The organism is uncultured Allobosea sp. (assembly GCF_945956895.1).
In the GTDB taxonomy this organism is placed as follows: Bacteria; Pseudomonadota; Alphaproteobacteria; order Rhizobiales; family Beijerinckiaceae; genus Allobosea.
This window is the reverse complement of record NZ_CAMFJF010000004.1, coordinates 118,499-143,218: the sequence shown is the minus strand read 5'-3', so window position 1 is coordinate 143,218 and position 24,720 is coordinate 118,499. Positions and strand designations below refer to the sequence as shown.

The following is a 24,720-nucleotide window of genomic DNA, read 5'->3' as shown; positions in this document are numbered from 1 at the left end:
GCGCGCCGATGCAGCCGAGCAGTCCTCCCGATCCAGACCTCGCCCCCGTTACCCTGCCGCAGGCCCGACAGCGCGGCTTCGAGGCGCGGGACGGCTCGCGCTACCGGCTGCTGATCTCCGTGCCGGAGGGCCCTGCTCCGGCACGCGGCTTCCCGAGCCTGCTGCTCGTCGATGGCCACGCCCTGTTCCCGGTGGCTGCCACTACCGCCCGCCTGCAGGCGCAACGCCCCGAAGCGACCTGCGTCGGCCCTGCCGTCGTGATCGGCATCGGCTATCCCGACGGACGCCCCTTCGATGCCGAGCGACGCCAGCGCGACCTCCTGCCCGTGCCTGATGGAGCCGACCGGTTCCTCGACATGATCGTGGAGGAGGTGCTGCCGACCGTCGCCCAGATCGCGCCGCTCGACCCGGCAAGGCGCGCGCTCGCCGGCCATTCCTATGGCGGGCTCTTCGTCCTGCACACGCTGTTCACCCGGCCCGGCCTGTTCGAGGCCCATGTCGCGGGCAGCCCGTCGATCTGGTGGCAAGATCGCGCCATTCTCGCGAGCGAGGAAACGTTCCGGCACGGCGCTTCGGCTTCGGCCGGACGATTGCTGATCACGGTCGGCAGCCACGAGCAGGCCCCGCCCCTCGCCGTCACGCCGCAGCGGGCCGAACGGCTTGTACGGGCGCGGATGTGCGACAACGCTGCCGAGATGGCCGAGCGCCTGGCTGCTTCGGGCCGCGTCGCCTGCAGCTTCACCGAATTCCCTCACGAGAACCATGTCTCGGTGATCCCATCGATGCTTTCGCGCACCGTGGCCTTCACGCTCGCCGGCACGGCCCATGACAGGGCTGCCGCCGCATGATGATCGATAGACGCTCGCTGATCCTGGGCGGCTTGAGCCTGCCGGTGCTGCCGGCCATGGCCTCCTCTCCGGTTGTCGCGACCGATATCCTCGGCCGCACCGTCAAGCTTCAGGCGCCGGCAAAGCGCATCGTGCTGGCGCAGGGCCGCCAGCTCAACGCGCTCGGCCTGATCCATCCCGATCCCGTCAGCATCCTGGCCGGCTGGGGCAGCGATCTCGAACGCCAGAACCCCGATGGGCTCGCCCGCTACCGGACGCGCTTCCCGGCCATCAATGCACTTCCCCTCGTCGGCGACGGCGGGACGGCTGCCGGCTTCTCACTGGAACGGGCGATCGCGCTTAGCCCCGATCTCGTCGTGCTCAGCAAATCGCTCGCCGGCACGCGCCGCGGCCCCGGCGAGCTCGTCGAGAAGCTGGAAGCGGCGGGCATCGCCGTCGCGGTCGTCGATTTCTACCTGGAGCCGCTGCGCGACACCGTGCCGAGCCTCAGAACGCTCGGCTTCCTCATCGGCCAGCAGGAGCAGGCCGATCGATTGATCGCCTTCTACGAGGAACACATGAAGCGGATCGCGAGCCGGGTCGCGGACGCGAGGCGCCCCTCCGTCTTCATCCATGCCCATGCCGGCGGCTACGATTGCTGCATGACGGCCGGGCGGGGCACGTTCAACGAATTCATCCAGGCCGCCGGCGGGCGCAATATCGCCGCCGCGATGCTGCCGGGCGCGACCGGACAGATCGGCCTCGAACAGCTCATCGGCGCCGACCCGGATGTCTATCTCGCGACCGGCGGCACGCATCTCGCCAAGCTCGGCGGGCTCGTGCTCGGCCTCGGGGTGAGCGAGACGGATGCCGCCGCCAGCTTCGCCAAGCTCCTCGCCACGCCCTCGCTCGGCACGCTCAGCGCGATCGGAAAGCGGCGCGCCTTCGGCTTCTGGCACCTGTTCAACGATACCCCACTGCATGTCGTCGCGATCGAGGCGCTGGCGAAATGGCTCCACCCGGAGCGCTTCGCCGATATCGACCCCGCCGCGACGCTTGCCGAGGGCGCCCGCTTCTCGGCGATCCCGCTCGACGGAACGCTGTGGATCGCAGCGCCGCCCAAGCCTTGACGGAGACCATCATGCTGGCCACCTCGACCCGGATCGCGCTCGCCAACCCGGCCGGCGTCCTGAAGCCGCTCTGCGAACATCTCGTCGAGCACGAGGCGGTCATCGCCGAGCAGGAGGGCACCACGGTCATCACCCTTGATGGCAGCAGCGCGCGCATCGACCTTACCGACAGCGCGCTCGATATCAGCGTCGAGGCGCCGGATCTGGCCACGCTGCTCGGCATGAAGCGCGCGATCGCGAGCCATGTCATCGAATTCGCCTCGAAGGGCACCACGCCGGAGATGCGCTGGACCGGCGACGGCACCGGCCCCGCTTTGCCGCCCGAGTTCCGCATCCTGACGGTGACCGGCGTCGAGCGGATCACGCCGCATATGGCCCACATCCGCTTCACGGCCGAGAATCTCGCCCGCTACGACCATATCGACGCGCTGCATGTGCGGCTGTTCATCCCGCCAGTCGGCGTCACCGAGCCGAGCTGGCCGATGGTCGGCGACGACGGCTTGCTGCTGCCCTCGCCGGCGGAAACCCGTCCGCTGGTGCGCAAATACACGATCCGCGAGATCGACGCCGCCGCGGGCACGCTCGCGCTCGATTTCGTGCTGCACGAGGATGCCGGCCCCGGCTCGGCCTTCGCCTTCCGGGCCAAGGCGGGCGACCGGATCGGCATGGCAGGGCCGGGCGGGCGCGGGCTCAAGCCGGCCGAGCGCTATATCTTCCTTGCCGACGAGACCGGGCTGCCGGCCATGGCGCGCATGCTGGAGAACCTGCCGGAAGACGCCAAGGGGCAGGCCTTCATCGAAGTCGCCAACGCCAGCGAGGAGCAGCCCCTGCGCCATCCGGCCGGCATGTCGCTGACCTGGCTGCATCGCGGCGCGGCGGCGCCGGGCAGCCTGCCGCTCTTGCAGGATGCCTTCGCGACGATCGACTGGCCGGCGGACGGCCCTTCCACCTATCTCTGGGCTGCGGCTGAGCATGCCGCGTTCAAGGCGATCCGTGCCGCGTCGCGCGGCAAGCTCAGACCGGAGCGCGACCAGAATCTCGTCGTCAGCTACTGGCGCGCCGGGGCTTCCGACGAGGAGCATGTCGCCGCGAAGAAGGCGGAGGCCGCGAAGGGCTGAACCCAACCGCTTGGACGTGTGGATTTAGCTCGGAACCACGCGGGTCATCCCGGGCTTGCCCCGGGATCCATGCCGGAGCGCTTCCGATCAAGGTTCAGGCATGGATCCCGGCTCTCCGCTTCGCTGCGGCCGGGATGACGGCGCGTTTCAAATTAAGAGCTTGCGGGCTCTAACCTTCCCTGACCGCGACCACGAACAGGCGCGGGAAGCGCAGCAGCACCTTGCCGTCGCTCTCGACCGGGTAATGCGGCGCGATGCGCTCGAGATAACGGGCGAGGAAGTCCTCCTGCTCCTCGGCCGTCAAACGGTCGAGATAGGGCTTCAGGCCGGTGCTCTTGAACCATTCGGCGATGGCTTCGAGATTGGCGAGCGCATGGACATAGGTCGTCTGCCAGATATCGACACGGCAGCCGGCCTCGATCAGCCAGCGCCGGTAATCGCCGAAGGAACCGATCGCCGAGCGCTCGGCCTTGGCGTTCGCGAGCTTCTCCGCCCAGGGCCCTTCCGCCGCCACCTCGCGCATCGCGACATGGGAGGGCTCGTTCAGGTTGTTCGGCATCTGCACGGCCAGGCCACCACCGGGCGTCAGCGAACGCGCCAGGCGCGGAAACAGGCCCTCGTGATCCGGCAGCCATTGCAGCACGGCATTGGCGAAGATCAGGTCGTAGCCCGCCGCATCGGACCAGGTGTTCACGTCGCCGAGGATGAAGGAGAGGTTCGGCAGGCGCTTGCGCGCCTTCTCCAGCATGTCCGGCGAAGAATCGAGGCCTTCATTGACCGCATCGGGATAGCGGGCCGCGACCAGCTCCGTGCTGTTGCCGGGGCCGCAGCCGAGATCGATGCAGCGCTTCGGATCGCTCAGCGGCACGCGGGCGAGAAGGTCGATCGAAGGCCGCGTCCGCTCGTCTTCGAAGCGCAGATATTGCGCGGCGTCCCAATCCGGCTTGGCATTCATCGCTCGCTCCTGTCCCGCGACACAGCCTGAAGAAGCGGCGCGCTGTCAATTCCTTTAGAGCATGCCGATTCTACACGGAACCTCCCGGTCATTCCGGGGCAGGCCGACGGCCTGAGCCCGGAACCCAGAACCGATGCCGTCATGAATCGAAGCGGTGACCCGACCGCGCTTCTTCCGGAAGCGGCGTCGGTTCTGGGTTCCGGGCTCTTCGCTTTGCGAAGCCCCGGAATGACGGCAGCGGTTCTGCGTGAAACGACAATCCTAGCGCGAAACGGCGGCGGCAGGCTTGCGCGCGAGAAGGGCGAAACGGGTCGAGGAGGCCAGCCGGATCGCGTCATGCAGCGGCGCCGCACGCTGCTGCTCGCGCACGACCTGATGGTAATCGGCCGGGACGATGTTGGTGAAGCCGGCGGCGGTGAGCATCGCTTCGAGGCGCTGCCGGCTCAGGCCGTTTTTGAAATAGAAGCGGCTGGTGATCGAGGCATGGGTGTCGGCATCGATCTGGTGAACGGCGGCGCCGCGCTTCTCGCGCAGCCAGGTGCCGAAGCGGTTGACCAGCGCCTGCCAGCGCGTGCGGTTGACCCAGTCGCCGTCGATCACCAGCAGGCGGCCGCCGGGGCGCAGGACGCGGAACCATTCGCTGAGCGCCGCTTCCGGATCGGTCAGCGTCCAGACGAGGTGGCGGGTGATCGCCGCGTCGTAGCTCGCATCCTCGTCGAGCAGGTGCTCGGCATCGCCGAGGCGGAAGCGAGCCGCCTTGCCGTGCTTGGCGCGGGCGCGCTCCAGCATCGCTTCGGAGAAGTCGAGCGCGGTGACCCGGTGCTTCAGCGAGAGCAGGGCGCGGGTGATCTCGCCGGTGCCGCAGGCGAGGTCGAGCACGTCGAGCGGCTCGAGGCCGAAGGAATCGCCGATCAGGCGCTGGAAGGCCTTCAATTCGCGATCCGACTTGATCGCGTGGCCGAAGGAGAGATCGAAGCTCTCGGCCCGCGCCGACCAATAGGCGCGGATCTCTTCCTTCAGGGTGAAATTGTCGTGGGAAGCGGGAGCGGACATCGCTTTGCTTTCTCGCATTTTCTTGACGCGAACCGGTGTCCACTTCGCTCGAAAATGCTTCAGTGAACCTGGATATAGGGCTCGACCAGAAGCGTGCCCCGGGCCGAATGCTCCAGATGCACGCCGACGGCATATGTCTCCGCGACCGCCTCATGCGCAAGCACTTCGGCCGGCGCGCCGGCCTGCGCGATGCGCCCGGTATTCATCACCAGCACCCGGTCGGCGAAGCGCGCCGCCAGCGAGAGATCGTGGATCGCCACGACCGTGACGATGTCGCGCCGGCGCGTCGCCGCGCGGATCGTCGCCATGACGTCGAGCTGGCGGCGCACGTCGAGGGCGCTGGTCGGCTCGTCGAGCAGCAGCACGTCGGGCTCGCGCACCAGCGCCTGGCCGATCGCGGCAAGCTGGCGCTGGCCGCCGGAGAGCGTCGCGATGTCACGCGAGGCGAAAGGCGCAAGGCCCAGTTCCTCGACCACCGCCTCGACGGCGCGGGTATCTTCAGGCGAGGCCGCAAGGGCATAGCCGCGATGCAGGCTCTTGCGGGCGAGCAGGATGATGTCGAAGACCGAGAGCGCCACGCGCGCGCCGGTATCCTGCGCGAGATAGAAGACCTTGCGAGCCCGCTCGCGCTGCGAGAGCTGCGACAGGTCATGGCCGTCGAGCGCGACCGTGCCGCGCTCGGGCCGCAGCAGGCCGGCGGCGCAGCGGAACAGCGTCGACTTGCCGGAGCCGTTGGGGCCGACCAGCGCGGCCAGCTCGCCGCGCGGCAGGGCGTCGGTGCCGAGCCCCTGCAGGACCGGCGTCGTGCCATAGCGGAAGTCGAGGTCGCACAATTGCAATGCCATCGCTCAGACTCCCCGCCCGCGGATCGACATGACCAGGCTGATGAAGAAGGGCACGCCGATCAGCGCCGTGATGATGCCGATCGGATAGATCACGCCGGGCGTGATCACCTTCGAGACGGTGGAGGCGAGCGAGAGCAGCACGGCGCTGGCGATCGTCGCGGCCGGCAGGAAGAAGCGCTGGTCCTCGCCGACGAGCAACCGCGCGATATGCGGGCCGACGAGGCCGATGAAGCCGATGCCGCCGACGAAGGAGACCGAGACGGCCGCGAGCAGCGAGGTCGCGATCAGGATCTCCAACCGCAGGCGATCGACGCGGACGCCGAGGCTCTCGGCGCGCTCGTCGCCGAGGCGCAGAGCCGTCAATGCCCAGCCGCGCATCAGGAAGAACGGCAGGGCGAGCGCGATCAGGACGGCGGCGACGCCGACCTTGTCCCAGCTCGCACGGGCGAGGCTGCCCAGCGTCCAGAACACGATCTGGGTGAGTTGCACCTCGTTCGAGCGGTATTGCAGCAGCGCGGTGATCGCATTGCAGGTGAAGAGCAGGGCGATGCCGACCAGGATCATCGTCTCGGCGCTGACGCCGCGCAGCTTGGTCATGAAGAACAGGATAAGCGAGGCCGCCAGCGCGAAGACGAAGGCATTGGCGGTGACGATGAAGGGACCGGCGCCTGGCACAACGCTCCAGCCGAAGACGATCGCGACGGAGGCACCGACCGTCGCGGCGGCGGAGACGCCGAGCGTGAAGGGGTCGGCCAGCGGATTGGCGAGGATGGTCTGCATGCCCGCGCCACTCAGGCCGAGCATGGCGCCGACGGCGAGCGCCATCAGCGCGATCGGCAGGCGCAGGTCCCAGACGATGACGGCAAGCCGCGGCGTGGCCGATTGCGGATCGACCAGCGTGCGCAGGACATCGCCGAGCGGCAGATTACCGGGCCCGATCGAGACATCGAGCGCCAATGCGACGGCGAGCGCGACGAGCCCGACCAGGACGAGCTTCAACCGGCGCGCGTTGCGCCGGCGATAGTCCCCGGTGGCTGTTGCCGTCATGGGCAGGGTTGCGGCCATCTTCGCTCAGGCCGCGCTCGGAGGCTGTTTGAAACCACCCTCAGCCCTCATCCTGAGGAGCCATTCCCTTGGGAATGGCGTCTCGAAGGATGCTTCAGGAAGCCCCGGCATCTGGAGCATCCTTCGAGACGACCCTGCGGGCCTCCTCAGGATGAGGGCTGGTGTTTCCAAACGGATTCTCACTGGAGCCTGGCCCAGAACACGCCGGAATAGGAGATCGGCAGGAATTTCTCGTGGAATTCCTTGAAGACTGCCTCCGGATCGACGTCCTTGAACCGGTCCGGATAGAACTCCTTCGCCATGGCGAGCTCGGCGATGAAGTAATAGGGCATGTCGTAGAACTGGTGGTAGAAGGCCATGACCTTCTTGCCCTGCACCGCCTTGAGCTGCTGGAAGCCCGGGCGGTTCATCAGCGCCACCAGTTGCTTCTGCACCTGCTCCGGCGTCGCATCATAGCCGAGCGCGACCGCATTGCTGCCGGGGTTGCTGGCGTACCAGTTGGCGCCGGTGAGAAAATAGATGTCCGGATTATCGGCCAGCACCTTCTCTTGCGCAGCCTGCGCCTGGAAGGCGGAGAAGAACTGGCTGCCCCAGTTGCGGCCACCGGCCTCCTCGATATAGCGACCGAAATTGAAGGGGCCGAAGGTGGCGCAGCAAGGCAGGAGGCCGGCTGCGCGCTCGACGAAGACCACCGGCTTCTGCTTGTCGGGGATCGCGCCGACGCGGGCATAGATGCTGCGGGTCTGGCGCAGATAATAGTCGGCGAAGGCGTTCGCCTCCTTCTCGCGGCCGAGGATGCGGCCCAGCAGCTGCACGCTCGGCAGCACGTTCTGGGTCGGGTCCTGACGGAAATCGACGAAGACGGTGGTGATGCCGGCCTTCTCGAGCTTGGCGAGCAGGCCCGTCTCCTGCGCCTTGAAGTAGTTGGAGAGGTCGAGAATGTAGACCTCGGTGCCGAGCGCCGCGATCTTCTCCATGCTGACATCGGCGGCATAGGGATTGCCCATGTTCGCGACGCCCTTGGCCTTCGGGAACTTGGCGAGGTATTTCTGCCAGGCGCCCGGATCGTTCTCGATCAGGTCGTTGCCCCAGCCGACGACACGCTTGAACGGGTCTTCGCGGTCCAGCATCGCCAGCGTGTAGAGCTGGCGGCCCTCGCTGAGCACGATCTTCTGGGGATCGCGGGTGACGTTGACGACGCGGCCAGCGAGATCGGTGACCTCGATCGTTTCGGCGCTGGCGGCTCCCGCAAACAAGACGGCAGCGCCGATGAGCACGGCGGAGGACAGACGGGCAAGCCAAAGGGGAGCGGACATCGGAAGAGCATCCTGCCAAGGAAGATGCCCTCGCGCTAACACAGCTCGTCTTGGGACGGCAAAGCAATTCTAGCTGTTTTGAGTGGATCTAAATTATAATTACTTTAGAATAGAGCCAGCTTTCAAAGCAAACAGCTTATCTTGAGCTTGATAAATTCTGCCAGACCAGGGTGTCATTCCGGACAAGCTGCACAGCAGCGCAGATCCGGGATGACAGCGCAGTTCCACGGCAAGCACTCAGCCCGAGCGCCGCAAGGGGCGTTCAGGCAAGCTTTTCATGCCCTTCCATCGCCTCGCGCGCGCGCATCGCGAAGTGCCGGGCGAGCGGCGCGACCTCGGCCGCATTGGCTGCCGCGGCCGTGCCGGCGCGGACCCGGTCGGCGATGCCGACGAAGATCACGGCGAAGCGAAACAGCGCGAAGACCAGGTGGAACCGCAGCAGCGGTGCCGTCGGCACGGCATGGGCATAGTAATGCGCGAGGAATTCGATTTCCGTGGGAATGCCGAGCGCGGCCCGGTCGAGGCCGAGGATACCGCCATATTCGTCCGGCGCGGTGTGCCAGGGCATGGCGCAATAACCGAGATCGGCGAGCGGGTGGCCGAGCGTCGAGAGTTCCCAGTCGAGGATGCCGATCACCTCCGGCTTATCCGGGTGGAAGAGCAGATTGCCGAGCCGGAAATCGCCATGGGCGATGGAGACTTGACCGTCATCGTCGGGCAGATGGGCCGGCAGCCAGTCGGCGACGGCCTCCAATTCGGGGATCGGCTCGCCCGGCGATTCCCGCAACTGCCTGGTCCAGCGCGCGATCTGACGCTCGAAATAATTGCCCGGCCGGCCGAAATCGTCGAGCCCGACCTCATCGGGCTTCACCGCATGCAGCTTCGCCAGTGCCTCGGCCATGCCGAGATAGAGGCCGTGACGCTCTTCGGGAGTGAGACCGGGCAAGGCGGCATCATGGAAGACGCGGCCCTCCAATCGCTCCATCAGGTAGAAGGGCGTGCCGAGCGCTTCGGGATCGGCATGGAAGAGCACGGCGCGCGGCACCGGCACATTCGTGTGCGAGAGCGCTTCGAGCACGCGGAACTCGCGGTCGACCGCATGGGCGCCGCGCAGGATCGGCCCGGCCGGCTGCTTGCGCAGCACGAGGCGGCGCGTGCCCCAGTCGACGAAATAGGTCGGGTTCGACTGGCCGCCGCCGATGCGTTCGAGCGCGAGCTCGCCGATGCCGAACTGCGCGCGCAGGAGGTTTGCCAGGGCGGTCGGGTCGAAATCGATGCTGGACGGTGCCGGCGCGGCCATGGCCTCAGCCCTGGGCCTGACCGGCCACGGGCCAATGCCAGAAATCCCGCCCCTCCTGCGTGAGGAAGCGGTTCAGCACCATCTTGTGGACCTCGTCGGCGCCGTCCACCAGCCGCGCCTGACGGGCATAGCGGTAGATCCATTCGAGCACGGTGTCCTTGGAATAGCCGCGCGCGCCATTGACCTGGATCGCGACATCGGCGGCATCGTGCAGGACATTGGCGACCTGGACCTTGGCCATCGAGACCTCCTTGCGGGCGAAGCCGCCGCGATCGAGCTCCCAGGCCGCCTTCATCACCAAGAGGCGGCCGATCTCGATGCGCATGGCGAGGTCGCCGAGCTTGAGCTGGATGCTCTCGCGATCGGCAAGGCGCTGGCCGAAGCCGTAGCGCTCGGCGGCATAGGCCTGGGCGATCTCGATGCAGCGTTTGGAGAGGCCGAGCCAGCGCATGCAATGGGTCAGGCGGGCCGGGCCCAGCCGAACCTGCGTCACCTTCATGCCCTTGCCCTCGCCGGCGAGCACGTTCTCCGCGGGGATTTCGAGCCCGTCGAACTCCAGCTCGCAATGGCCGCCATGCTCCTCCGGCCCCATGATCTCGATGCGGCGCAGGATGCGCCAGCCCGGCTGGTCGGCATGGAAGAGGAAGGCGGTGAGGCCGTTGCGCGGATCGTCCGAGGTGCGGGCGACCAGAATGAAGTGCTTGGCTTCCTCCGCGCCGGTGATGAACCATTTGCGGCCGCTGACAATGTACTTGTCGCCGTGCCGCTCGGCCTTCGTCCGGATCATCGAGGGATCGGAGCCGCCGCCCGGATGCGGCTCGGTCATGGCGAAGGCGGAGCGCACCTTGCCCTCGACGATCGGCTTCAGCCAGCGCTCCTTCTGCGCGGGCGTGCCGAGCGCCTCCAGCACCATCATGTTGCCGTCGTCGGGCGCCGCCGAGTTGAACACCGCCGGGCCGAAGATCGAGCGGTTCATCTCCTCGTAAGCAACGGCCATGCCCATCTTGCCGAGCCCGATCCCTCCGGTCTCCGGCTTGAGCTGCAGGCACCAGAGCCCCTCGGCGCGAGCCTTGGCCCGCATGGTATCGAGCAGCGGCAGGGCGATGTTGCCGTGGGCGTCATAGGACGCCCGGTCGGCTTCGAGCGGCAGGATCTCGCGCTCGACGAAGGCGGCGATACGCGCGCGGTAGTCTTCGATCCGGGGAGAAATCTCGAAATCCATGATCGTGCTCACAGGGATGAAACGAGGTGGCCGCCATCGACTTCGATGGTCGCGCCAGTGATGTAACTGCCGGCGGCGGAAGCGAGCAGCAATAGCGCGCCGTCGAGCTCTTCCGGTTGGCCCAGCCTGCGCTGCGGGATGCGCTTGATCAGGTTCAGGCCGGCTTCGGTCGCGAAGAAATCGCGGTTGATGTCGGTCTCGATATAGCCGGGGCAGAGCGCGTTGACGCGGATGCGATCACGCGCCCATTCGAGCGCCAGCGCCTTGGTCAACTGGATCACGCCCGCCTTCGAAGCGGCATAGGCGCTGACGCCGCCGGCGACGCGATGGCCGAGGATCGAGGCGATATTGACGATGCTTCCGCCCCGGCCGCTCTCGCGCATGCCGCGCGCCACGGCCTGGGCAACGAAGAAGACGCCCTTCAGATTGGTGTCGAGCACCGCGTCCCATTCGGCTTCGGAGAGGTCGGCCGCCCGACCGGCACCGCTGACCCCGGCATTGTTGACGAGGATGTCGAAATGCCGGCCGTCGAGCGCATCCGCAATCGAGGCCGCATCGGCCACATCCAGGACCAGATGTTTCGCGCTGCCGCCCGCCGCGGCGATCTCGGCGCCCGCCTGATCCAGCGCAGACTGCCTTCGCGCAGCGAGCGTCACATCGGCGCCATGGCGCGCAAGCAGCTTGGCGAAATGCAGCCCCAGCCCGCCGGACGCGCCCGTCACCAAAGCCGTCCGGCCTGAAAGGTCCTCGAACATCGCGGCGGTTCCTCCACCAAAAATCGAGCGAGCGCTCGCTATTTTTATGGCGATGCATCCGCGCTTGCAATAGGCTTGTTTCGACAGCGGAAGCTTGAGCCAGACGGAGGCGAGGACAGGTTGCAGCCGGCCGATCACAAGGACGACGCCGGCGCCTTCTCGATGGAGGCGCTGTGCCAGCGCATCTTCGAACGGCATCGCGACGCCATCCGCGTGCGCAAACCGCATGTCGCCGTCGCCAATCTCGCGCGCATCGTCGAGGCCACGCTCAAGCTCTCGAACCGGCAGGGTTTTCACGCCACCAGCCTGCGCGACCTCGCCGAGGCCTCGGGCCTCAGCATGGGCGGGCTCTATGCCTATTTCCCCAACAAGACGACGCTGCTGGCGATGATTCTGGGCGAAGTCGCCGGAACGGCGCAGGCCCTCCTGGGGAGCCCGCCGCCCACGGTGACAGACGATCCACGACGCCATCTCGCCTGGCTGATCGAGAGCCATATCCGCCTGACCGAGGCGATGCAGCCCTGGTTCGTCTTCGCCTTCATGGAAGCGAAGTCGTTCCCCGCAGCTGAGCGCCGGCAGGCTGTCGACAGCGAGGCCGCGACCGAGACGATCATCGCCGATGTGCTGCGGCGCGGTGCGGCGGGCGGCGTCTTCGCGATCGGAGACGTCGATCTCTCCGCCGCGCTGATCAAGCCGCTGCTGCAGGAATGGTATGTGAAGCGCGCCAAATACCGGAAACGCGGCACCTCGATCGAGACCTATGTCGCCGCAACGACCGACTTCATCATGGCGGCGGTGCGAGCGCGGGCGACCGGCCATTCGAGTAAATTACCCGGATAAAAACTTGCCTTATTAAAATCCGGGTATTATTGGATCGCCCATCACGAACAGGATGGGCCTGATGATGCAGATAGCTGACAGGAAGGCGGCAACGGCCGCCTATAAGGAACGGAAGACGATAGCCGGCATCTTTGCCTTCCATTGCGAGGCGGCCGGGCTGACTTGGGTGGGGCGCGCGCCCGATCTCGCGACGATCGAGAACCGCCTGCGCTTCACCTTGCGCCATGGCAGCCATCGCCAGCGCTCCTTGCAGGCAGCCTGGAACGCACATGGCCCCGAAGCCTTCCGCTTCGAGGCGCTGGAAAGGCTGGAGGACGAGAATATCGCCTATGTCTTGGATCGCGTGCTGAAGGAGCGCCTCGCCCATTGGCAGGCGAAGCTCGGCGCCGAGGCGCTCTGACGCCTTCGAAAACCGCCGCGTCATTCCGGACAAGCCGCGACAGCGGCGCCGATCCGGAATCCATCGGAGAGTTCTGCGCTTTACGATGGATTCCGGGTCAAGCCCGGAATGACGGCGTGATGGAAAGGCGCGAGAGGCGCCTGCTCAATCGTCCATCTTTAGGGCGGCGATGAAGGCTTCCTGCGGGATTTCGACCTTGCCGAACTGCCGCATCTTCTTCTTGCCTTCCTTCTGCTTCTCCAGAAGCTTGCGCTTGCGGGTCGCGTCGCCGCCATAGCACTTGGCGGTGACGTCCTTGCGCAGCGCCCGGATGGTCTCTCGGGCGATGATCTTGCCGCCGATCGCCGCCTGCACCGGAATCTGGAACATATGCGGCGGGATCAGCTCCTTGAGCTTCTCGCACATGGCGCGGCCGCGCGACTCGGCCCGCGTCCGGTGGACCAGCATCGAGAGTGCGTCGACCGGCTCGGCATTGACCAGGACCGACATCCGCACGAGGTCGCCCTCGCGATAGTCGGTGATCTGGTAGTCGAAGGAGGCATAACCCTTCGAGATCGACTTGAGGCGGTCGTAGAAGTCGAAGACGACTTCGTTGAGCGGCAGGTCGTAGACGACCTTGGCGCGCGAGCCGACATAGCCGAGATCGATCTGAAGACCGCGGCGGTCCTGGCAGAGCTTCAGCACCGAGCCGAGATACTCGTCCGGCGTGAAGATGGTGGCGCGGATCCAGGGCTCGTCGATCGCCTCGATCTTCATCACATCCGGCATGTCGGCCGGGTTGTGCAGCTCCAGCGTCGAGCCGTCGCGCAGGCGCAGGTGATAGACCACCGAGGGCGCGGTCGAGATCAGGTTGAGGTTGAACTCGCGCTCCAGCCGCTCCTGGATGATCTCCAGATGCAGCAGGCCGAGGAAGCCGCAACGGAAGCCGAAGCCGAGCGCGGCGCTCGTCTCCATCTCGTAGGAGAACGAGGCATCGTTCAGGCGCAGCTTCGCCATGGCGCCTCGCAGCAATTCGAAATCGGCGGCATCGACCGGAAAGATGCCGCAGAACACGACCGGCTGCACCGGCTTGAAGCCCGGCAGCGGCTCGGCGATCGGCTTCTTCTCGTCGGTGATGGTGTCGCCGACGGCGGTATCCGCGACTTCCTTGATCGAGGCGGTGAAGAAGCCGACCTCGCCGGGGCCGAGCTGCTTGACCTCGGCCATCTTGGGCTTGAACACGCCGACGCGGTCGACGCCATAGGAGGCGTTGGCGCGCATCATGCGGATGGTCATGCCCTTCTTGAGCACGCCGTCGATGATGCGCACGAGCACGACGACGCCGAGATAGGCGTCGTACCACGAGTCGACCAGCATCGCCTTGAGCGAGGCATCCGGGTCGCCCTTCGGCGGCGGCAGCTTCTCGACGATGGCTTCCAGCACGCCCTCGATATTGAGGCCGGTCTTGGCCGAGATCGGCACCGCCTCCGAGGCATCGAGGCCGATCACGTCCTCGATCTGCTGCTTGATCCGGTCGGGATCGGCCGCCGGCAGGTCGATCTTGTTGAGGACGGTGACGATCTCGTGATTGGCGTCGAGCGCCTGATAGACGTTGGCGAGCGTCTGGGCCTCGACGCCCTGCGAAGCGTCGACCACCAGCAGCGAGCCCTCGCAGGCCGCGAGCGAGCGCGAGACCTCATAGGCGAAGTCGACATGGCCGGGGGTGTCCATCAGGTTCAGGATGTAATCCTTGCCATCCTTCGCCTTGTAGTCGAGCCGCACCGTCTGCGCCTTGATGGTAATGCCGCGCTCCTTCTCGATATCCATCGAGTCGAGGATCTGCTCGCTCATGTCGCGGGCAGCGACGGTGCCGGTCTGCTGGATCAGACGGTCGGCCAGCGTCGACTTGCCGTGGTCGATATGGGCAACGATCGAGAAGTTGCGGATATTGTCGATGGAACGGGTGCTCATGCGCGCGCCATAGCAGTGAAGCCGCCTTCCGCCAAGCGGTTGGCCCGCTCGAAGACATCTTCGTGCTGCTTTTCCCGGAACCACCACGTCATCCCGGACGCAGCGAAGCGGAGATCCGGGATCCATGCCTGAACTTCTTTCGGAAGCGCTCCGGCATGGATCCCGGGTCAAGCCCGGGATGACGGCGAGGTTCACGTCGATCGCAAATGAAGCTTGCAAATTCTAATATCTGATAATTATTCTCCATTCATGGAATTCGACCACGACACCGAGATCGACCGGCTGCTCGGCCAGCGCCTCAAGGCCGCCCGCCAGCGCCATGGCCTGACGCTCGATGCGCTTGCCGAGCGCAGCGGGGTGAGCCGGGCGATGATCTCCCGCGTCGAGCGCGGCGAATCGAGCCCGACGGCAGCGTTGCTGGTCCGGCTCGGCTCCGGGCTCGGCCTCTCGCTCTCGGCCTTGCTGGAGGAGAATGCAGGAAGCGGGCCGCTGACGCGCAGCGACGCCCAGCCGGTCTGGCGCGATCCGGCGAGCGGCTACCTGCGCCGCAACGTCTCGCCGCGCGGGACAGGCTCGGGCTTCGAGATCGTCGAGGTGGAATTGCCGGCAGGTTCCGAAGTGAGGCTCGACAACGCGACCGGCGCGGCCGCACTCGACCAGCAGATCTGGGTGCTGCGCGGCCGGCTCGACCTGACCGTCGAAGGCATCCCCTACACGCTTGCCGAGGGCGACTGCCTGCAGATGCATCTGCGCGGCCCGATCATCTACCGCAATCCGGGCGATGCACCCGTCCGCTATGCCGTCATCCTCGCCGCCAGAAGCGGCGCCTTTCCGGGACATATCGCATGAACGCGACCAGCCTCGCCGTCTCCATTGAAACGCTCGACGCCAAGGCTGCCGAGGCGGCCATCCCGGCGCTCGCCGAGATCCTGCGCGACAGCGTCGCCAACGGCGCCTCCGTTGGTTTCATGAGCTGGAACACATCAGCCGATTACGAGCGCTTCTGGCGTGATGTCGCGGCGGGTGTCGCGAGCGGGCAGGTCATCCTGCTGGCCGCCCGAAACGGTGACGGCCTCGTCGGCACGGCCCAGATCCACCTGACGGCCAAGCCGAACCAGCCGCACCGGGCCGAGATCGCGAAGGTGCTGGTGCATTCACGCGCCCGCCGGCAGGGCATCGGCGAGGCGCTGATGCAGCGTGCCGAGGCGATCGCGCAGGAGAAGGGCCGCGACCTCTTGGTGCTCGACACGGACGAGCATGGCGCGGCACGGCGGCTCTATAACCGATTGGGCTGGACCGAGGCCGGCACCATCCCGCGCTATGCGCTGATGCCGGATGGTGCCGATTGCGGCTCGACGTTTTTCTACAAGAGCCTGGCTTGAACCACCCTTGTCATTCCGGGGCACGCCGCCGGCGTGAACCCGGAACCCACGACTGGGTGGAGCATTTGATATCCCACGACTAGCGGCTCGCCCGGTCGTGGATTCCGGGCTCTTCGCTGCGCGAAGCCCCGGAATGACAATGGAGGCTCAGCCCTCGACCTTGCCGCGGATGTAAGGCTCGACCGGGCCCTTGAGCGTGATCGTCATCGGGCGGCCGAAACGGTCCTTGGCGTTGCCGGCGGAGACCTTCACCCAGCCCTCGGAGACGCAATACTCCTCGACATTGGTCTTCTCGACGCCCTTGAAGCGGATGCCGATGTCACGCGCCAGCACCTCTTCATTATAGAAAGGGCTGTCCGGATTGACGGAAAGCCGGTCGGGAAGCTGCTCGGACATGGGTCGTAACCTGAATTGCGGAAAGGATTGCTTTGCCCGCTCGATAGCCGCTTCCGCCCGCAAAGCCAACTTTCCTGGGAAACACGTCGTCATTCCGGACGGCCCTTGTACCGCGCCGGGGTCCATAAGCACGACGCTGCTTCGCCGTCATTGCGAGGAGCGAAGCGACGAAGCAATCCAGAGGGACCGGGTGAAATGGTTCAACCCGGTCCCTCTGGATTGCTTCGCTGTGCTCGCAATGACGGCCCTGTCGGCGAATTTTCCCATGGAGAAACCGCGCTTCAGCGGCTGCCGTCGAGCAATCGGCCCACAACCTTGGCGGTGTAATCGACCATCGGGACGATGCGGGCATAGTTCAGGCGTGTCGGGCCGATGATGCCGACGACGCCGACGATGCGCTGCTCGGCATCGCGGAAGGGTGCGGCCACCATCGAGGAGCCGGACATCGAGAACAGCTTGTTCTCCGAGCCGATGAAGATGCGCACGCCGTCGCCATCCTCGGCCCGAGTCAGCAGGTCGATGACGTCGGTCTGCGTCTCCAGATCGCCGAACAGCATGCGGATGCGCTCGAGATCCTCTTGCGCCCGGAGATCGTCGAGCAGATTGGCCTGGCCGCGCACGATGAGATGGCGATCGCTGCCGGGGCCGGCCTGGGTCGCGATACCGCTCTCGACGAGCCGAGCGGTCAGGGCGTCGAGCTCGCGCTCCATCAGGGCGCGCTGCCCGCCGATCTCGCTGCGCAGGTCGGCCAGCGTCTTGCCGAGGATACGGGCGTTGAGGAAATTCGCGGCCTCGCTCAGCGCCGAGGCCGGCAGGCCGGGCGGCAAGGCCAGCAGGCGGTTCTCGACCGTGCCGTCCTCGGAGACGAGCACGACCAGCGCCCGCAGCGGGTCGAGCCGGACGAACTCGATATGCTTCAACCGGACGTCGGCCTTGGTAGTGACGACGACGCCGGCACCACGCGACAGGCCGGAGAGCAGCGCCGAGGCTTCCGTCAGGGTCTGGTCGAGATTGCGATTGCTGGCGGCGACCCTGATCTGGGCCTCGATGCGCGAGCGCTCGTCGGTCGTGAGATTGCCGACCTCCATCATCGCATCGACGAAGAAGCGCAGGCCTCTTTCCGTGGGCAAGCGCCCCGCAGAGGTATGCGGCGCGTAGATCAGCCCGGCCATTTCGAGGTCGGTCATGACGTTGCGCACCGTCGCCGGCGAGAGCGACATCGGCAGAAGGCGGGCGATGTTGCGCGAGCCGACCGGCTCGCCGGTGGCCATGTAGCCGTCGACGATCTGGCGAAAAATCTCGCGCGAGCGCTGGTCGGTCTCGACCAAGCTGCTCATCGTCTCAGGGCGGGGCGTATGGGCGCTCATGAACCTTTTCAGGCGAACCGTCGTTCTCGTCCTATTGTCGTCATGCAGAGCGCAGGGATCAAGGGGCAGAACCAGCCCGTACCTTGCCGCGCGCAGCGCAAACGCCTACAAGCCGCCTCTTCCCCAGATACAGGACAGTTTCATGCGACCCTCCAAACGCGCCGCCGACGAGATGCGCAAGGTCACGCTCGAACGCGGCGTGGTGCGCTATGCCGAGGGTTCCTGCATGGTGACGTTCGGAGAAACCAAGGTTCTCTGCGCCGCGACCGTCGAGGAAAAGGGGCCGCCGTGGCTGCGCGGCACCGGCAAGGGCTGGGTCACCGCCGAATATTCGATGCTGCCGCGCGCCACGCATGAGCGCACCCGCCGCGAGGTCACCTCCGGCAAGCCGTCCGGCCGCACGCAGGAGATCCAGCGCCTGGTCGGCCGCTCGCTTCGCGCCGTCGTCGACCTCACCGCGATCGGCGAGCGCCAGATCGTCGTCGATTGCGACGTGCTGCAGGCCGATGGCGGCACCCGCACCGCCTCGATCACCGGCGCCTGGGTCGCGCTGCACGACGCGTTGAAATGGATGGAAGGCCGTGGCCTGCTCAAGGGCACGAACCCGCTGAAGGACCATGTCGCCGCCGTCTCCTGCGGCATCGTCGCCGGCAACCCGGTGATCGATCTCGACTATGTCGAGGATTCCGGCGCGCAGACCGACGCGAATTTCGTCATCACCGGCTCAGGCGGCCTCGTCGAGGTGCAGGGCACGGCCGAGGGCGCGCCCTTCTCCGAAGAAGAGCTGCTCGCGCTGCTCAAGCTCGCCAAGGGCGGCGTCTCCAGGCTCGTCACGCTGCAGAAGGCTGCGGTGGCGTAGTCCCCGTCATAGAACACAGCGTCATCCCGGACGCAGCGAAGCGGAGATCCGGGGTCCATCGTAGAGTGTGACGCCCTTCGATGGATCCCGGGTCAAGCCCGGGATGACGGCGTGGTTCCAGAGGATACGAAGAGATGTCGGAGCATCGCCTCCTCACCGGCAAGGTCGTGATCGCGACCCATAACCAGGGCAAGCTGCGCGAGATGCGCGAGTTGCTGGCGCCCTATGGCATCGCGCTCGTCTCGGCCGGGGAGCTCGGTCTGCCCGAACCGGTCGAGGACGGTTACATGTTTTCCGAGAACGCGGCGATCAAGGCGGTCGCCGCCGCGAGCGCCAGCGGGCTGCCGGCGATCTCCGACGATTCCGGCATCTGCATCGACGCGCTCGACGGTGCGCCGGGCCTGTTCTCGGCCAATTGGGCGGGGCCGGGCAAGGATTTCGCCCCGGCGATCGGGCGCGTGCAGATGGAGCTCGCCAAGCGCGGCGCGATCACGCCGGACAGGCGCAAGGCGCATTTCGTCTCGGCGCTGGTGATCGCCTGGCCGGACGGCCATCAGGAGCTGTTCGAAGGCCGGGTCTTCGGCACCGTGACCGAGCAGGCGCGCGGCCTCGGCGGCTTCGGCTACGATCCGATCTTCCTGCCCGACGGCCACGACAAGACCTTCGGCGAGATGACGGCTGAGGAGAAGCACGGCATCCCGGCGGATGGCTCGCCCGGCCTGTCGCACCGCGCGCGTGCCTTCCATGTTCTCGCCGCTGCCTGCCTAAGGAAGCCGGCGTGAGCGCCCCGGCCGCCCTGTCCACGCGGCCTTCCATCCTGCATCCGACCGCGGATGCGGGCTTCGCCGTCTATGTGCATTGGCCCTTCTGCCTGGCCAAATGCCCTTATTGCGACTTCAACAGCCATGTCCGGCTGCAGCCGCCGGATCAGCAGCGCTATATCGCCGCCTTCCGCCGCGAGATCGCGCATCGGGCGGCGCTTGTGCCCGGCCGCACGGTCTCCTCGATCTTCTTTGGCGGTGGCACGCCCTCGCTGATGGAAGGCCGCACAGTCGGCGCGATCCTCGATGCCATCGGCGAGCACTGGGCGGTCGATCCCGATTGCGAGGTTTCGCTGGAGGCCAACCCGACCAGCGTCGAGGCCGGGCGCTTCCGCGATTTCCGGGCTGCCGGCGTCAACCGCGTCTCGCTCGGCGTGCAGGCGCTGAACGACGCCGATCTCAAGGCGCTCGGCCGGATGCATTCGGCCGAGGAAGCGCTCGCCGCGGTCGCGATCGCGCGCCAATATTTCGAGCGCTATTCCTTCGACCTGATCTATGCCCGCTCGCCCTCGCAGACGCCCGCGCTCTGGCGCGCCGAGCTGGAACTGGCGATCAGCCATGCGGCCGAGCATCTCTCGCTCTACCAGCTCACGATCGAGCCGGGCACCGCCTTCGAACGGCTGTTCCGCGCCGGCAAGCTCGCCATTCCCGATCACGACGCCGGCGCCGCGCTCTACGAGACGACGCAGGAGATTACGGCCAAACACGGCCTGCCGGTCTACGAGATCTCGAACCACGCCCGGCCCGGCGCCGAGTGCCGGCATAACCTCGTCTACTGGCATTATGGCGAATATGCCGGCGTCGGCCCCGGCGCCCATGGAAGGCTGGTGACGGCGCAGGGCCGCATGGCGCATTCGACCGAAAAGCGACCGGAGGTCTGGCTGGAGCGCGTGGAGGCCGAAGGCCATGCGCTGGTCGAGGACGAGCGCCTCAGCGAGGAAGCGCAGGGCGACGAATATCTGCTGATGGGGCTTCGCCTCGTCGAGGGGATCGATCCCCAGGTGTTCAGGGCGCTGGCGGGTCGCGCGCTCAACGCTAAGCGCGTCGCCAGCCTGATCGAGCAGAAGCTGCTGATGGAGCGCGCGGGCGGCCGGCTGGCGGCGACACCGGACGGCGCCCTGCTGCTCGACGCGCTGGTGGCCGATCTGGCGGCTTGAGCGCAAACTGCCTTTCACACGCCGTCATTCCGGGCGACCGAAGGGAGACCCGGAATCCATCGTAGAGCGCGGCGCCCTCCGATGGATTCCGGATCAGCGCCGCTTCGCGGCTTGTCCGGAATGACGATAACAGTTGGCTGTGTCAGCCCTTGCCCAGCCTCGCCCCCGTCTTCGGATCGAAGACATGGACCTTGTCGGGGTCGACGGTGATCCAGAGCCGGCCTTCCTGCGCGGCGACATCGCCGGTCGCCGCCTGCATCACGAAGGGATGGCCGGAGAGCTTGCCGTGGAAGAGCTGCGCCGCGCCCAGTTCCTCGATGAACTCGACATCGAAGGGCAGCGAGCCCGCCTGACCTTCCGAAGTGATCTCGACGTCCTCGGGCCGCAGGCCGACCTCGACCGGCGTCTGCGCCGGCAGATCCTCGCGCAGGTCGCGCGCCTCGAGGAGCGCGTCACCGAGCGCGACGATGCCGTGGCCGTCGACCTGACCCGGCAGGATGTTCATCGGCGGCGAGCCGATGAAGGTCGCGACGAACTTGCTCGCCGGCTTGCGATAGACCTCGGCGGGCAGGCCGATCTGCTCGACCTGGCCAGCGTTCATCACGACCAGCTTGTCGGAGAGCGTCATCGCCTCGACCTGATCGTGGGTGACGTAGATCGAGGTGACGCCGAGCGCGCGCTGCAGCTTCTTGATCTCGACGCGCATCTGCACGCGGAGTTTCGCGTCGAGGTTCGAGAGCGGCTCGTCGAAGAGGAAGACCTGCGGCTTGCGCACGATGGCGCGGCCCATGGCGACGCGCTGGCGCTGGCCGCCGGAGAGTTGGCGCGGCCGGCGTTCCAGGAAGGGCTCGATCGCGAGGATGCGCGCGGCTTCCTTGACGCGCTTGTCGATCTCGTCCTTCGGCGTGCCGCGGTTGCGCAGGCCATAGGCCATGTTGTCGTAGATGTTCATATGCGGATAGAGCGCATAGTTCTGGAACACCATGGCGATGTCGCGGTCGGCGGGCTCGATCTGGTTGACGACGCGCTCGCCGATCGCGACCTCGCCGTGCGAGATCGTCTCCAGCCCGGCGACCATGCGCAGCAGCGTGGACTTGCCGCAGCCCGAAGGGCCGACGAGGACGCAGAAGCCGCCATCGGGGATGTCGAAGGAGACGCCTTTCACGGCCTCGACGCCGCCGGCATAGACCTTCTTGACGTTGCTGAGAGTGACCTGGGCCATTCGCGGATTACTTCTCGGTTTCGACCAGGCCCTTCACGAAGAGCCTCTGCATGGCGATGACGACGAAGACGGGCGGCAGCATCGCCAGCATGGCGGTGGCCATGGCGAGCTGCCATTCCGTCAGGGCGTCGGCGGTGACGATCATCTTCTTGATGGCGATGACGATGGTCTGCATCGAGTCCTTCGTCGTCACCAGGAGCGGCCAGAGATACTGGTTCCAGCCATAGATAAACTGGATGACGAACAGCGCCGCGATCGTGGTGATCGAGAGCGGCAGCAGCGTGTCCTTGAAGAACTTGAACGGGCCGGCGCCATCGATCTTCGAGGCTTCCAGCAATTCGTCGGGGATCGTCATGAAGAACTGCCGGAAGAGCAGCGTGCCCGTCGCCGAGGCGATCAGCGGGATCGCGAGGCCCTGATAGGTGTCGAGCATGTTGAGATCGGAAACGATCTTGAAGGTCGGGAAGATGCGGACCTCGACCGGGAGCATCAGCGTGATGAAGATGATCCAGAATGCCGCCATGCGGAACGGGAAGCGGTAATAGACCACCGCATAGGCCGAGAGCACGGAGATGAAGATCTTTCCGAGCGCAATCGCCATCGCCATGATGAAGGAGTTCAGCATCATCCCGATCACCGGCTCGCGCGTCGTGCTCGACGTGCCGACGAAGAGGATGCGCTTGTAGTTCTCCAGGAAATACGGGCCGGGATAGAGCGGCATCTCGCCGTTGATCACGGTCGAGGCGTCCCAGGTCGAGGCGACGAAGGTCAGCCAGACCGGGAAGGCGACGATCAGCACGCCGATCGTCAGGATGATATAGGCGATCAGGTCGCCCAAGCGGCGGTCCTCGACCATCAGGCGGCCCTCCCCATCTCGCGCAGCAATCCGGCCAGCGCGTCCGCACAGGCGTCGAGGCAGGCCTGGCCCTTCTGCGGCGTCGCCCGGCGGGCATCGCCGATGACGCCGGTCTCGGTCATCTCCCGGAAGGAGCGGTGGCGCGAGACGGTCGGGCGCCCCGGCAGGCCATCGCGCGCGCCGAAGGCCTCGGGCAGGCGCGGCTCGCGGACCGAACCCGGCGCCAGCACCATCATCATCGAGGTCTCGACCTCGCAGGCATGCTGGACGCCCTTCTGGTCTTCCAGCAGGGGGCCAAGTGCCGTCTCGGCCAGCATGAAATAGGTGGTCGCCGCGACATGCAGGCTGGTCTCGCGGGCGAAATCGGGCAGGAAGGCGGTGAGAGCGGCGATGTTGCCGCCATGGCCGTTGACGATCAGAACCCGGTGGAAGCCGTGGCGCTCGATGCTCTTCAGGAAGGCGAGCAGCACGGCGCGATAGGTCGGGATATCGAAGGTGAAGGTGCCGCCGAAGGCCATGTGATGCTCGGCCATGCCGCACCAGAGCGTCGGCGCGACGACGACGTCGACATCGCCGGCGCGCTCGACCGCCGCCTTGCAGACGCCGCTGCAAAGAATGGTATCGACGCCCACGGGCAGATGCGGGCCATGCTGCTCGATCGAGGCGACGGGCAGGACGACGATCGTGTCCTTCGCCGCCTTGGCGCGCAATTCCTCGGCGGTCAGGTCCATCCAGAGCACGGAAGCCATCAGCGCAAGCCTCCACCGTCATGCTCGCCCTTGTGGCGAGCATCCACGTCTTGGACACCGCAATCGCCGAAGAAAGACGTGGATGGTCGGGACAAGCCCGACCATGACGGAAAGAGCCCGCCCTCGCAAAAGCGATTAAGGACCGAGGCCATCAGTAGCTCACCTTGCGCTCGATGAAGCGGAACTGGATCGCGGTCATCCCGATGACCATGATCAGCAGCACCACGGACTGCGCCGCCGAGCCGCCGAGATTGGAGCCGCCCTTGCCGTCGGAGAAGACCTTGTAGACCAGCGTCTCGGTCGCGCCCGAAGGCCCGCCGCCGGTCACCGTGTCGATGATGCCGAAGGTGTCGAAGAAGACGTAGACGATGTTGACGACGAGCAGGAAGAAGGTCGTCGGCGAGAGCAGCGGGAAGACGATCGTCCAGAAGCGGCGCATCGGGCGCGCGCCGTCGATCACCGCCGCCTCGATCACGCTCTTGGGGATCGATTGCAGGCCGGCGAGGAAGAACAGGAAATTGTAGCTGATCTGCTTCCAGGTCGCCGCGAGGATGACCAGCAGCATGGCATGGTTGCCGTTGAGGCGCGGGTTCCAGGGAACGCCGAGCGATTGCAGGCCGCGGGCGAGCATGCCGAGCGAGGGATCGAACATGAAGATCCAGAGCACGCCGGCGATGGCGGGAGCCACCGCATAGGGCCAGATCAGCAGGGTCTTGTAGATCTCGGCGCCGCGGATCTGCCTGTCCGCCATCACGGCGAAGAGCAGAGCGATCGACAGCGAGAACACGCAGACGAAGGTCGAGAAGACGATCGTGTTGATGAAGGCCTTGAGGTAGCCGGGATCGGCGAAGAGCATCTGGTAGTTCTCGAACCAGACGAATTCCGTCGAGGTGCCGAAGGCATCCTCGAGCAGGAAGCTCTGCCAGACCGCCTGGGTCGCCGGCCAGTAGAAGAACACGACGGTGATGGCGAGCTGCGGCAGAAGCAGCAGGAAGGGGATCGTGAGCCCCTTGAAGTATGCGTTCTTCTGCATGAATCGCCTTATAGGATGTCGCCGTCCGGACGCGGCGTCATTCCCGGGCTTGACCCGGGAATCTCATGACCAGAGTTGTCTGGTTTCCGAGATGGTCGGGGC

Annotated in this window: 25 protein-coding genes; 10 read left to right on the top strand and 15 right to left on the bottom strand. The window is 66.3% G+C overall.

The features are described 5' to 3' along the window. Window positions 1–8: 8 nt before the first annotated feature. The 3 genes from Q0Q02_RS04415 to Q0Q02_RS04405 are packed head-to-tail and all read left to right on the top strand — an operon-like array spanning window position 9 to window position 3,075. Entirely contained in the window at window positions 9–848 is an 840-nt protein-coding gene (locus tag Q0Q02_RS04415; protein WP_293807242.1) for an alpha/beta hydrolase-fold protein, read from the top strand. After that, entirely contained in the window at window positions 845–1,957 is a 1,113-nt protein-coding gene (locus Q0Q02_RS04410; RefSeq protein WP_293807240.1) for an ABC transporter substrate-binding protein, read from the top strand. Before Q0Q02_RS04415 ends, Q0Q02_RS04410 begins: the two co-directional genes overlap by 4 nt. Window positions 1,958–1,968: 11 nt before the next feature. Further along, window positions 1,969–3,075, top strand: a complete 1,107-nt coding sequence (locus tag Q0Q02_RS04405; protein ID WP_293807238.1) for a siderophore-interacting protein — start codon at window positions 1,969–1,971, stop codon at window positions 3,073–3,075. Between the two features lie 169 nt (window positions 3,076–3,244). Here Q0Q02_RS04405 and tam read toward each other — a convergent pair whose 3' ends face one another. The 8 genes from tam to Q0Q02_RS04365 all read right to left on the bottom strand — a co-directional run bounded on the left by tam (window position 3,245) and on the right by Q0Q02_RS04365 (window position 11,586). Next, window positions 3,245–4,030, bottom strand: a complete 786-nt coding sequence (gene tam / locus Q0Q02_RS04400) for a trans-aconitate 2-methyltransferase (RefSeq protein ID WP_293807236.1) — start codon at window positions 4,028–4,030, stop codon at window positions 3,245–3,247. Between the two features lie 261 nt (window positions 4,031–4,291). Further along, window positions 4,292–5,083, bottom strand: coding sequence for a methyltransferase domain-containing protein (locus tag Q0Q02_RS04395; protein ID WP_293807234.1), 792 nt, complete (start codon window positions 5,081–5,083; stop codon window positions 4,292–4,294). 59 nt (window positions 5,084–5,142) lie between these two features. Beyond that, the gene (locus Q0Q02_RS04390; protein WP_293807232.1) at window positions 5,143–5,928 is read right to left on the bottom strand and encodes an ABC transporter ATP-binding protein; all 786 of its coding nucleotides are present in this window, start codon (window positions 5,926–5,928) and stop codon (window positions 5,143–5,145) included. A 3-nt stretch (window positions 5,929–5,931) separates the two neighbouring features. Then, the gene (locus Q0Q02_RS04385; protein ID WP_293807230.1) at window positions 5,932–6,975 is read right to left on the bottom strand and encodes an iron ABC transporter permease; all 1,044 of its coding nucleotides are present in this window, start codon (window positions 6,973–6,975) and stop codon (window positions 5,932–5,934) included. A gap of 197 nt (window positions 6,976–7,172) precedes the next feature. After that, window positions 7,173–8,309: an ABC transporter substrate-binding protein gene (locus Q0Q02_RS04380; protein ID WP_293807228.1), complete on the bottom strand. Its 1,137-nt coding sequence runs from the start codon at window positions 8,307–8,309 to the stop codon at window positions 7,173–7,175. Between the two features lie 262 nt (window positions 8,310–8,571). Then, window positions 8,572–9,609 (bottom strand): phosphotransferase family protein, encoded by a 1,038-nt coding sequence (locus Q0Q02_RS04375; RefSeq protein WP_293807226.1) that lies wholly within the window; start codon window positions 9,607–9,609, stop codon window positions 8,572–8,574. A gap of 4 nt (window positions 9,610–9,613) precedes the next feature. Further along, complete coding sequence (locus Q0Q02_RS04370) at window positions 9,614–10,831, bottom strand: acyl-CoA dehydrogenase family protein (protein WP_293807224.1); 1,218 nt, start codon at window positions 10,829–10,831, stop codon at window positions 9,614–9,616. An 8-nt stretch (window positions 10,832–10,839) separates the two neighbouring features. Then, complete coding sequence (locus Q0Q02_RS04365; RefSeq protein WP_293807222.1) at window positions 10,840–11,586, bottom strand: SDR family NAD(P)-dependent oxidoreductase; 747 nt, start codon at window positions 11,584–11,586, stop codon at window positions 10,840–10,842. Between the two features lie 120 nt (window positions 11,587–11,706). Here Q0Q02_RS04365 and Q0Q02_RS04360 point away from each other — a divergent pair, with 120 nt between their 5' ends. After that, on the top strand, window positions 11,707–12,426 hold the full coding sequence (locus Q0Q02_RS04360) for a TetR/AcrR family transcriptional regulator (RefSeq protein WP_367275014.1): 720 nt from the start codon (window positions 11,707–11,709) through the stop codon (window positions 12,424–12,426). A 64-nt stretch (window positions 12,427–12,490) separates the two neighbouring features. After that, on the top strand, window positions 12,491–12,826 hold the full coding sequence (locus tag Q0Q02_RS04355; RefSeq protein ID WP_293807337.1) for a GIY-YIG nuclease family protein: 336 nt from the start codon (window positions 12,491–12,493) through the stop codon (window positions 12,824–12,826). A gap of 144 nt (window positions 12,827–12,970) precedes the next feature. Here the strand turns inward: Q0Q02_RS04355 and lepA are convergent, their stop codons facing one another. Next, window positions 12,971–14,776 carry a translation elongation factor 4 gene (gene lepA / locus Q0Q02_RS04350; RefSeq protein WP_293807220.1) on the bottom strand — a complete coding sequence of 602 codons (1,806 nt, stop codon included), beginning with the start codon at window positions 14,774–14,776 and terminating at the stop codon, window positions 12,971–12,973. 249 nt (window positions 14,777–15,025) lie between these two features. On the opposite strand from lepA, the gene Q0Q02_RS04345 reads away from it, so the two are divergent. Both Q0Q02_RS04345 and Q0Q02_RS04340 read left to right on the top strand, forming a co-directional pair. After that, complete coding sequence (locus Q0Q02_RS04345; protein ID WP_293807218.1) at window positions 15,026–15,625, top strand: XRE family transcriptional regulator; 600 nt, start codon at window positions 15,026–15,028, stop codon at window positions 15,623–15,625. Further along, on the top strand, window positions 15,622–16,158 hold the full coding sequence (locus Q0Q02_RS04340; RefSeq protein ID WP_293807216.1) for a GNAT family N-acetyltransferase: 537 nt from the start codon (window positions 15,622–15,624) through the stop codon (window positions 16,156–16,158). The genes Q0Q02_RS04345 and Q0Q02_RS04340 overlap by 4 nt, the downstream gene beginning before the upstream one ends. Window positions 16,159–16,305: 147 nt before the next feature. Here Q0Q02_RS04340 and Q0Q02_RS04335 read toward each other — a convergent pair whose 3' ends face one another. After that, on the bottom strand, window positions 16,306–16,554 hold the full coding sequence (locus tag Q0Q02_RS04335) for a DUF3297 family protein (protein WP_257733185.1): 249 nt from the start codon (window positions 16,552–16,554) through the stop codon (window positions 16,306–16,308). A gap of 281 nt (window positions 16,555–16,835) precedes the next feature. Further along, on the bottom strand, window positions 16,836–17,921 hold the full coding sequence (hrcA, locus tag Q0Q02_RS04330) for a heat-inducible transcriptional repressor HrcA (protein ID WP_293807213.1): 1,086 nt from the start codon (window positions 17,919–17,921) through the stop codon (window positions 16,836–16,838). Window positions 17,922–18,063: 142 nt separating this feature from the next. Between hrcA and rph the strand changes: the two genes are divergently transcribed. The 3 genes from rph (at window position 18,064) to hemW (ending at window position 20,758) form a co-directional block, all read left to right on the top strand. After that, entirely contained in the window at window positions 18,064–18,780 is a 717-nt protein-coding gene (gene rph, locus Q0Q02_RS04325) for a ribonuclease PH (protein ID WP_293807211.1), read from the top strand. Window positions 18,781–18,914: 134 nt separating this feature from the next. Continuing rightward, window positions 18,915–19,562: an RdgB/HAM1 family non-canonical purine NTP pyrophosphatase gene (gene rdgB, locus Q0Q02_RS04320; RefSeq protein WP_293807209.1), complete on the top strand. Its 648-nt coding sequence runs from the start codon at window positions 18,915–18,917 to the stop codon at window positions 19,560–19,562. Then, the gene (gene hemW / locus Q0Q02_RS04315) at window positions 19,559–20,758 is read left to right on the top strand and encodes a radical SAM family heme chaperone HemW (protein ID WP_293807207.1); all 1,200 of its coding nucleotides are present in this window, start codon (window positions 19,559–19,561) and stop codon (window positions 20,756–20,758) included. The genes rdgB and hemW overlap by 4 nt, the downstream gene beginning before the upstream one ends. A 142-nt stretch (window positions 20,759–20,900) precedes the next feature. On the opposite strand, the gene Q0Q02_RS04310 is transcribed toward hemW, so the two are convergent. The 4 genes from Q0Q02_RS04310 to ugpA form a co-directional block, all read right to left on the bottom strand. After that, complete coding sequence (locus Q0Q02_RS04310) at window positions 20,901–21,980, bottom strand: sn-glycerol-3-phosphate import ATP-binding protein UgpC (protein WP_293807205.1); 1,080 nt, start codon at window positions 21,978–21,980, stop codon at window positions 20,901–20,903. Between the two features lie 7 nt (window positions 21,981–21,987). Then, on the bottom strand, window positions 21,988–22,836 hold the full coding sequence (gene ugpE, locus Q0Q02_RS04305) for a sn-glycerol-3-phosphate ABC transporter permease UgpE (protein ID WP_293807203.1): 849 nt from the start codon (window positions 22,834–22,836) through the stop codon (window positions 21,988–21,990). Next, window positions 22,836–23,585 carry a creatininase family protein gene (locus Q0Q02_RS04300; protein WP_293807201.1) on the bottom strand — a complete coding sequence of 250 codons (750 nt, stop codon included), beginning with the start codon at window positions 23,583–23,585 and terminating at the stop codon, window positions 22,836–22,838. The genes ugpE and Q0Q02_RS04300 overlap by 1 nt, the downstream gene beginning before the upstream one ends. A gap of 151 nt (window positions 23,586–23,736) precedes the next feature. Then, entirely contained in the window at window positions 23,737–24,618 is an 882-nt protein-coding gene (ugpA, locus tag Q0Q02_RS04295) for a sn-glycerol-3-phosphate ABC transporter permease UgpA (protein ID WP_293807199.1), read from the bottom strand. Window positions 24,619–24,720 lie beyond the last annotated feature (102 nt).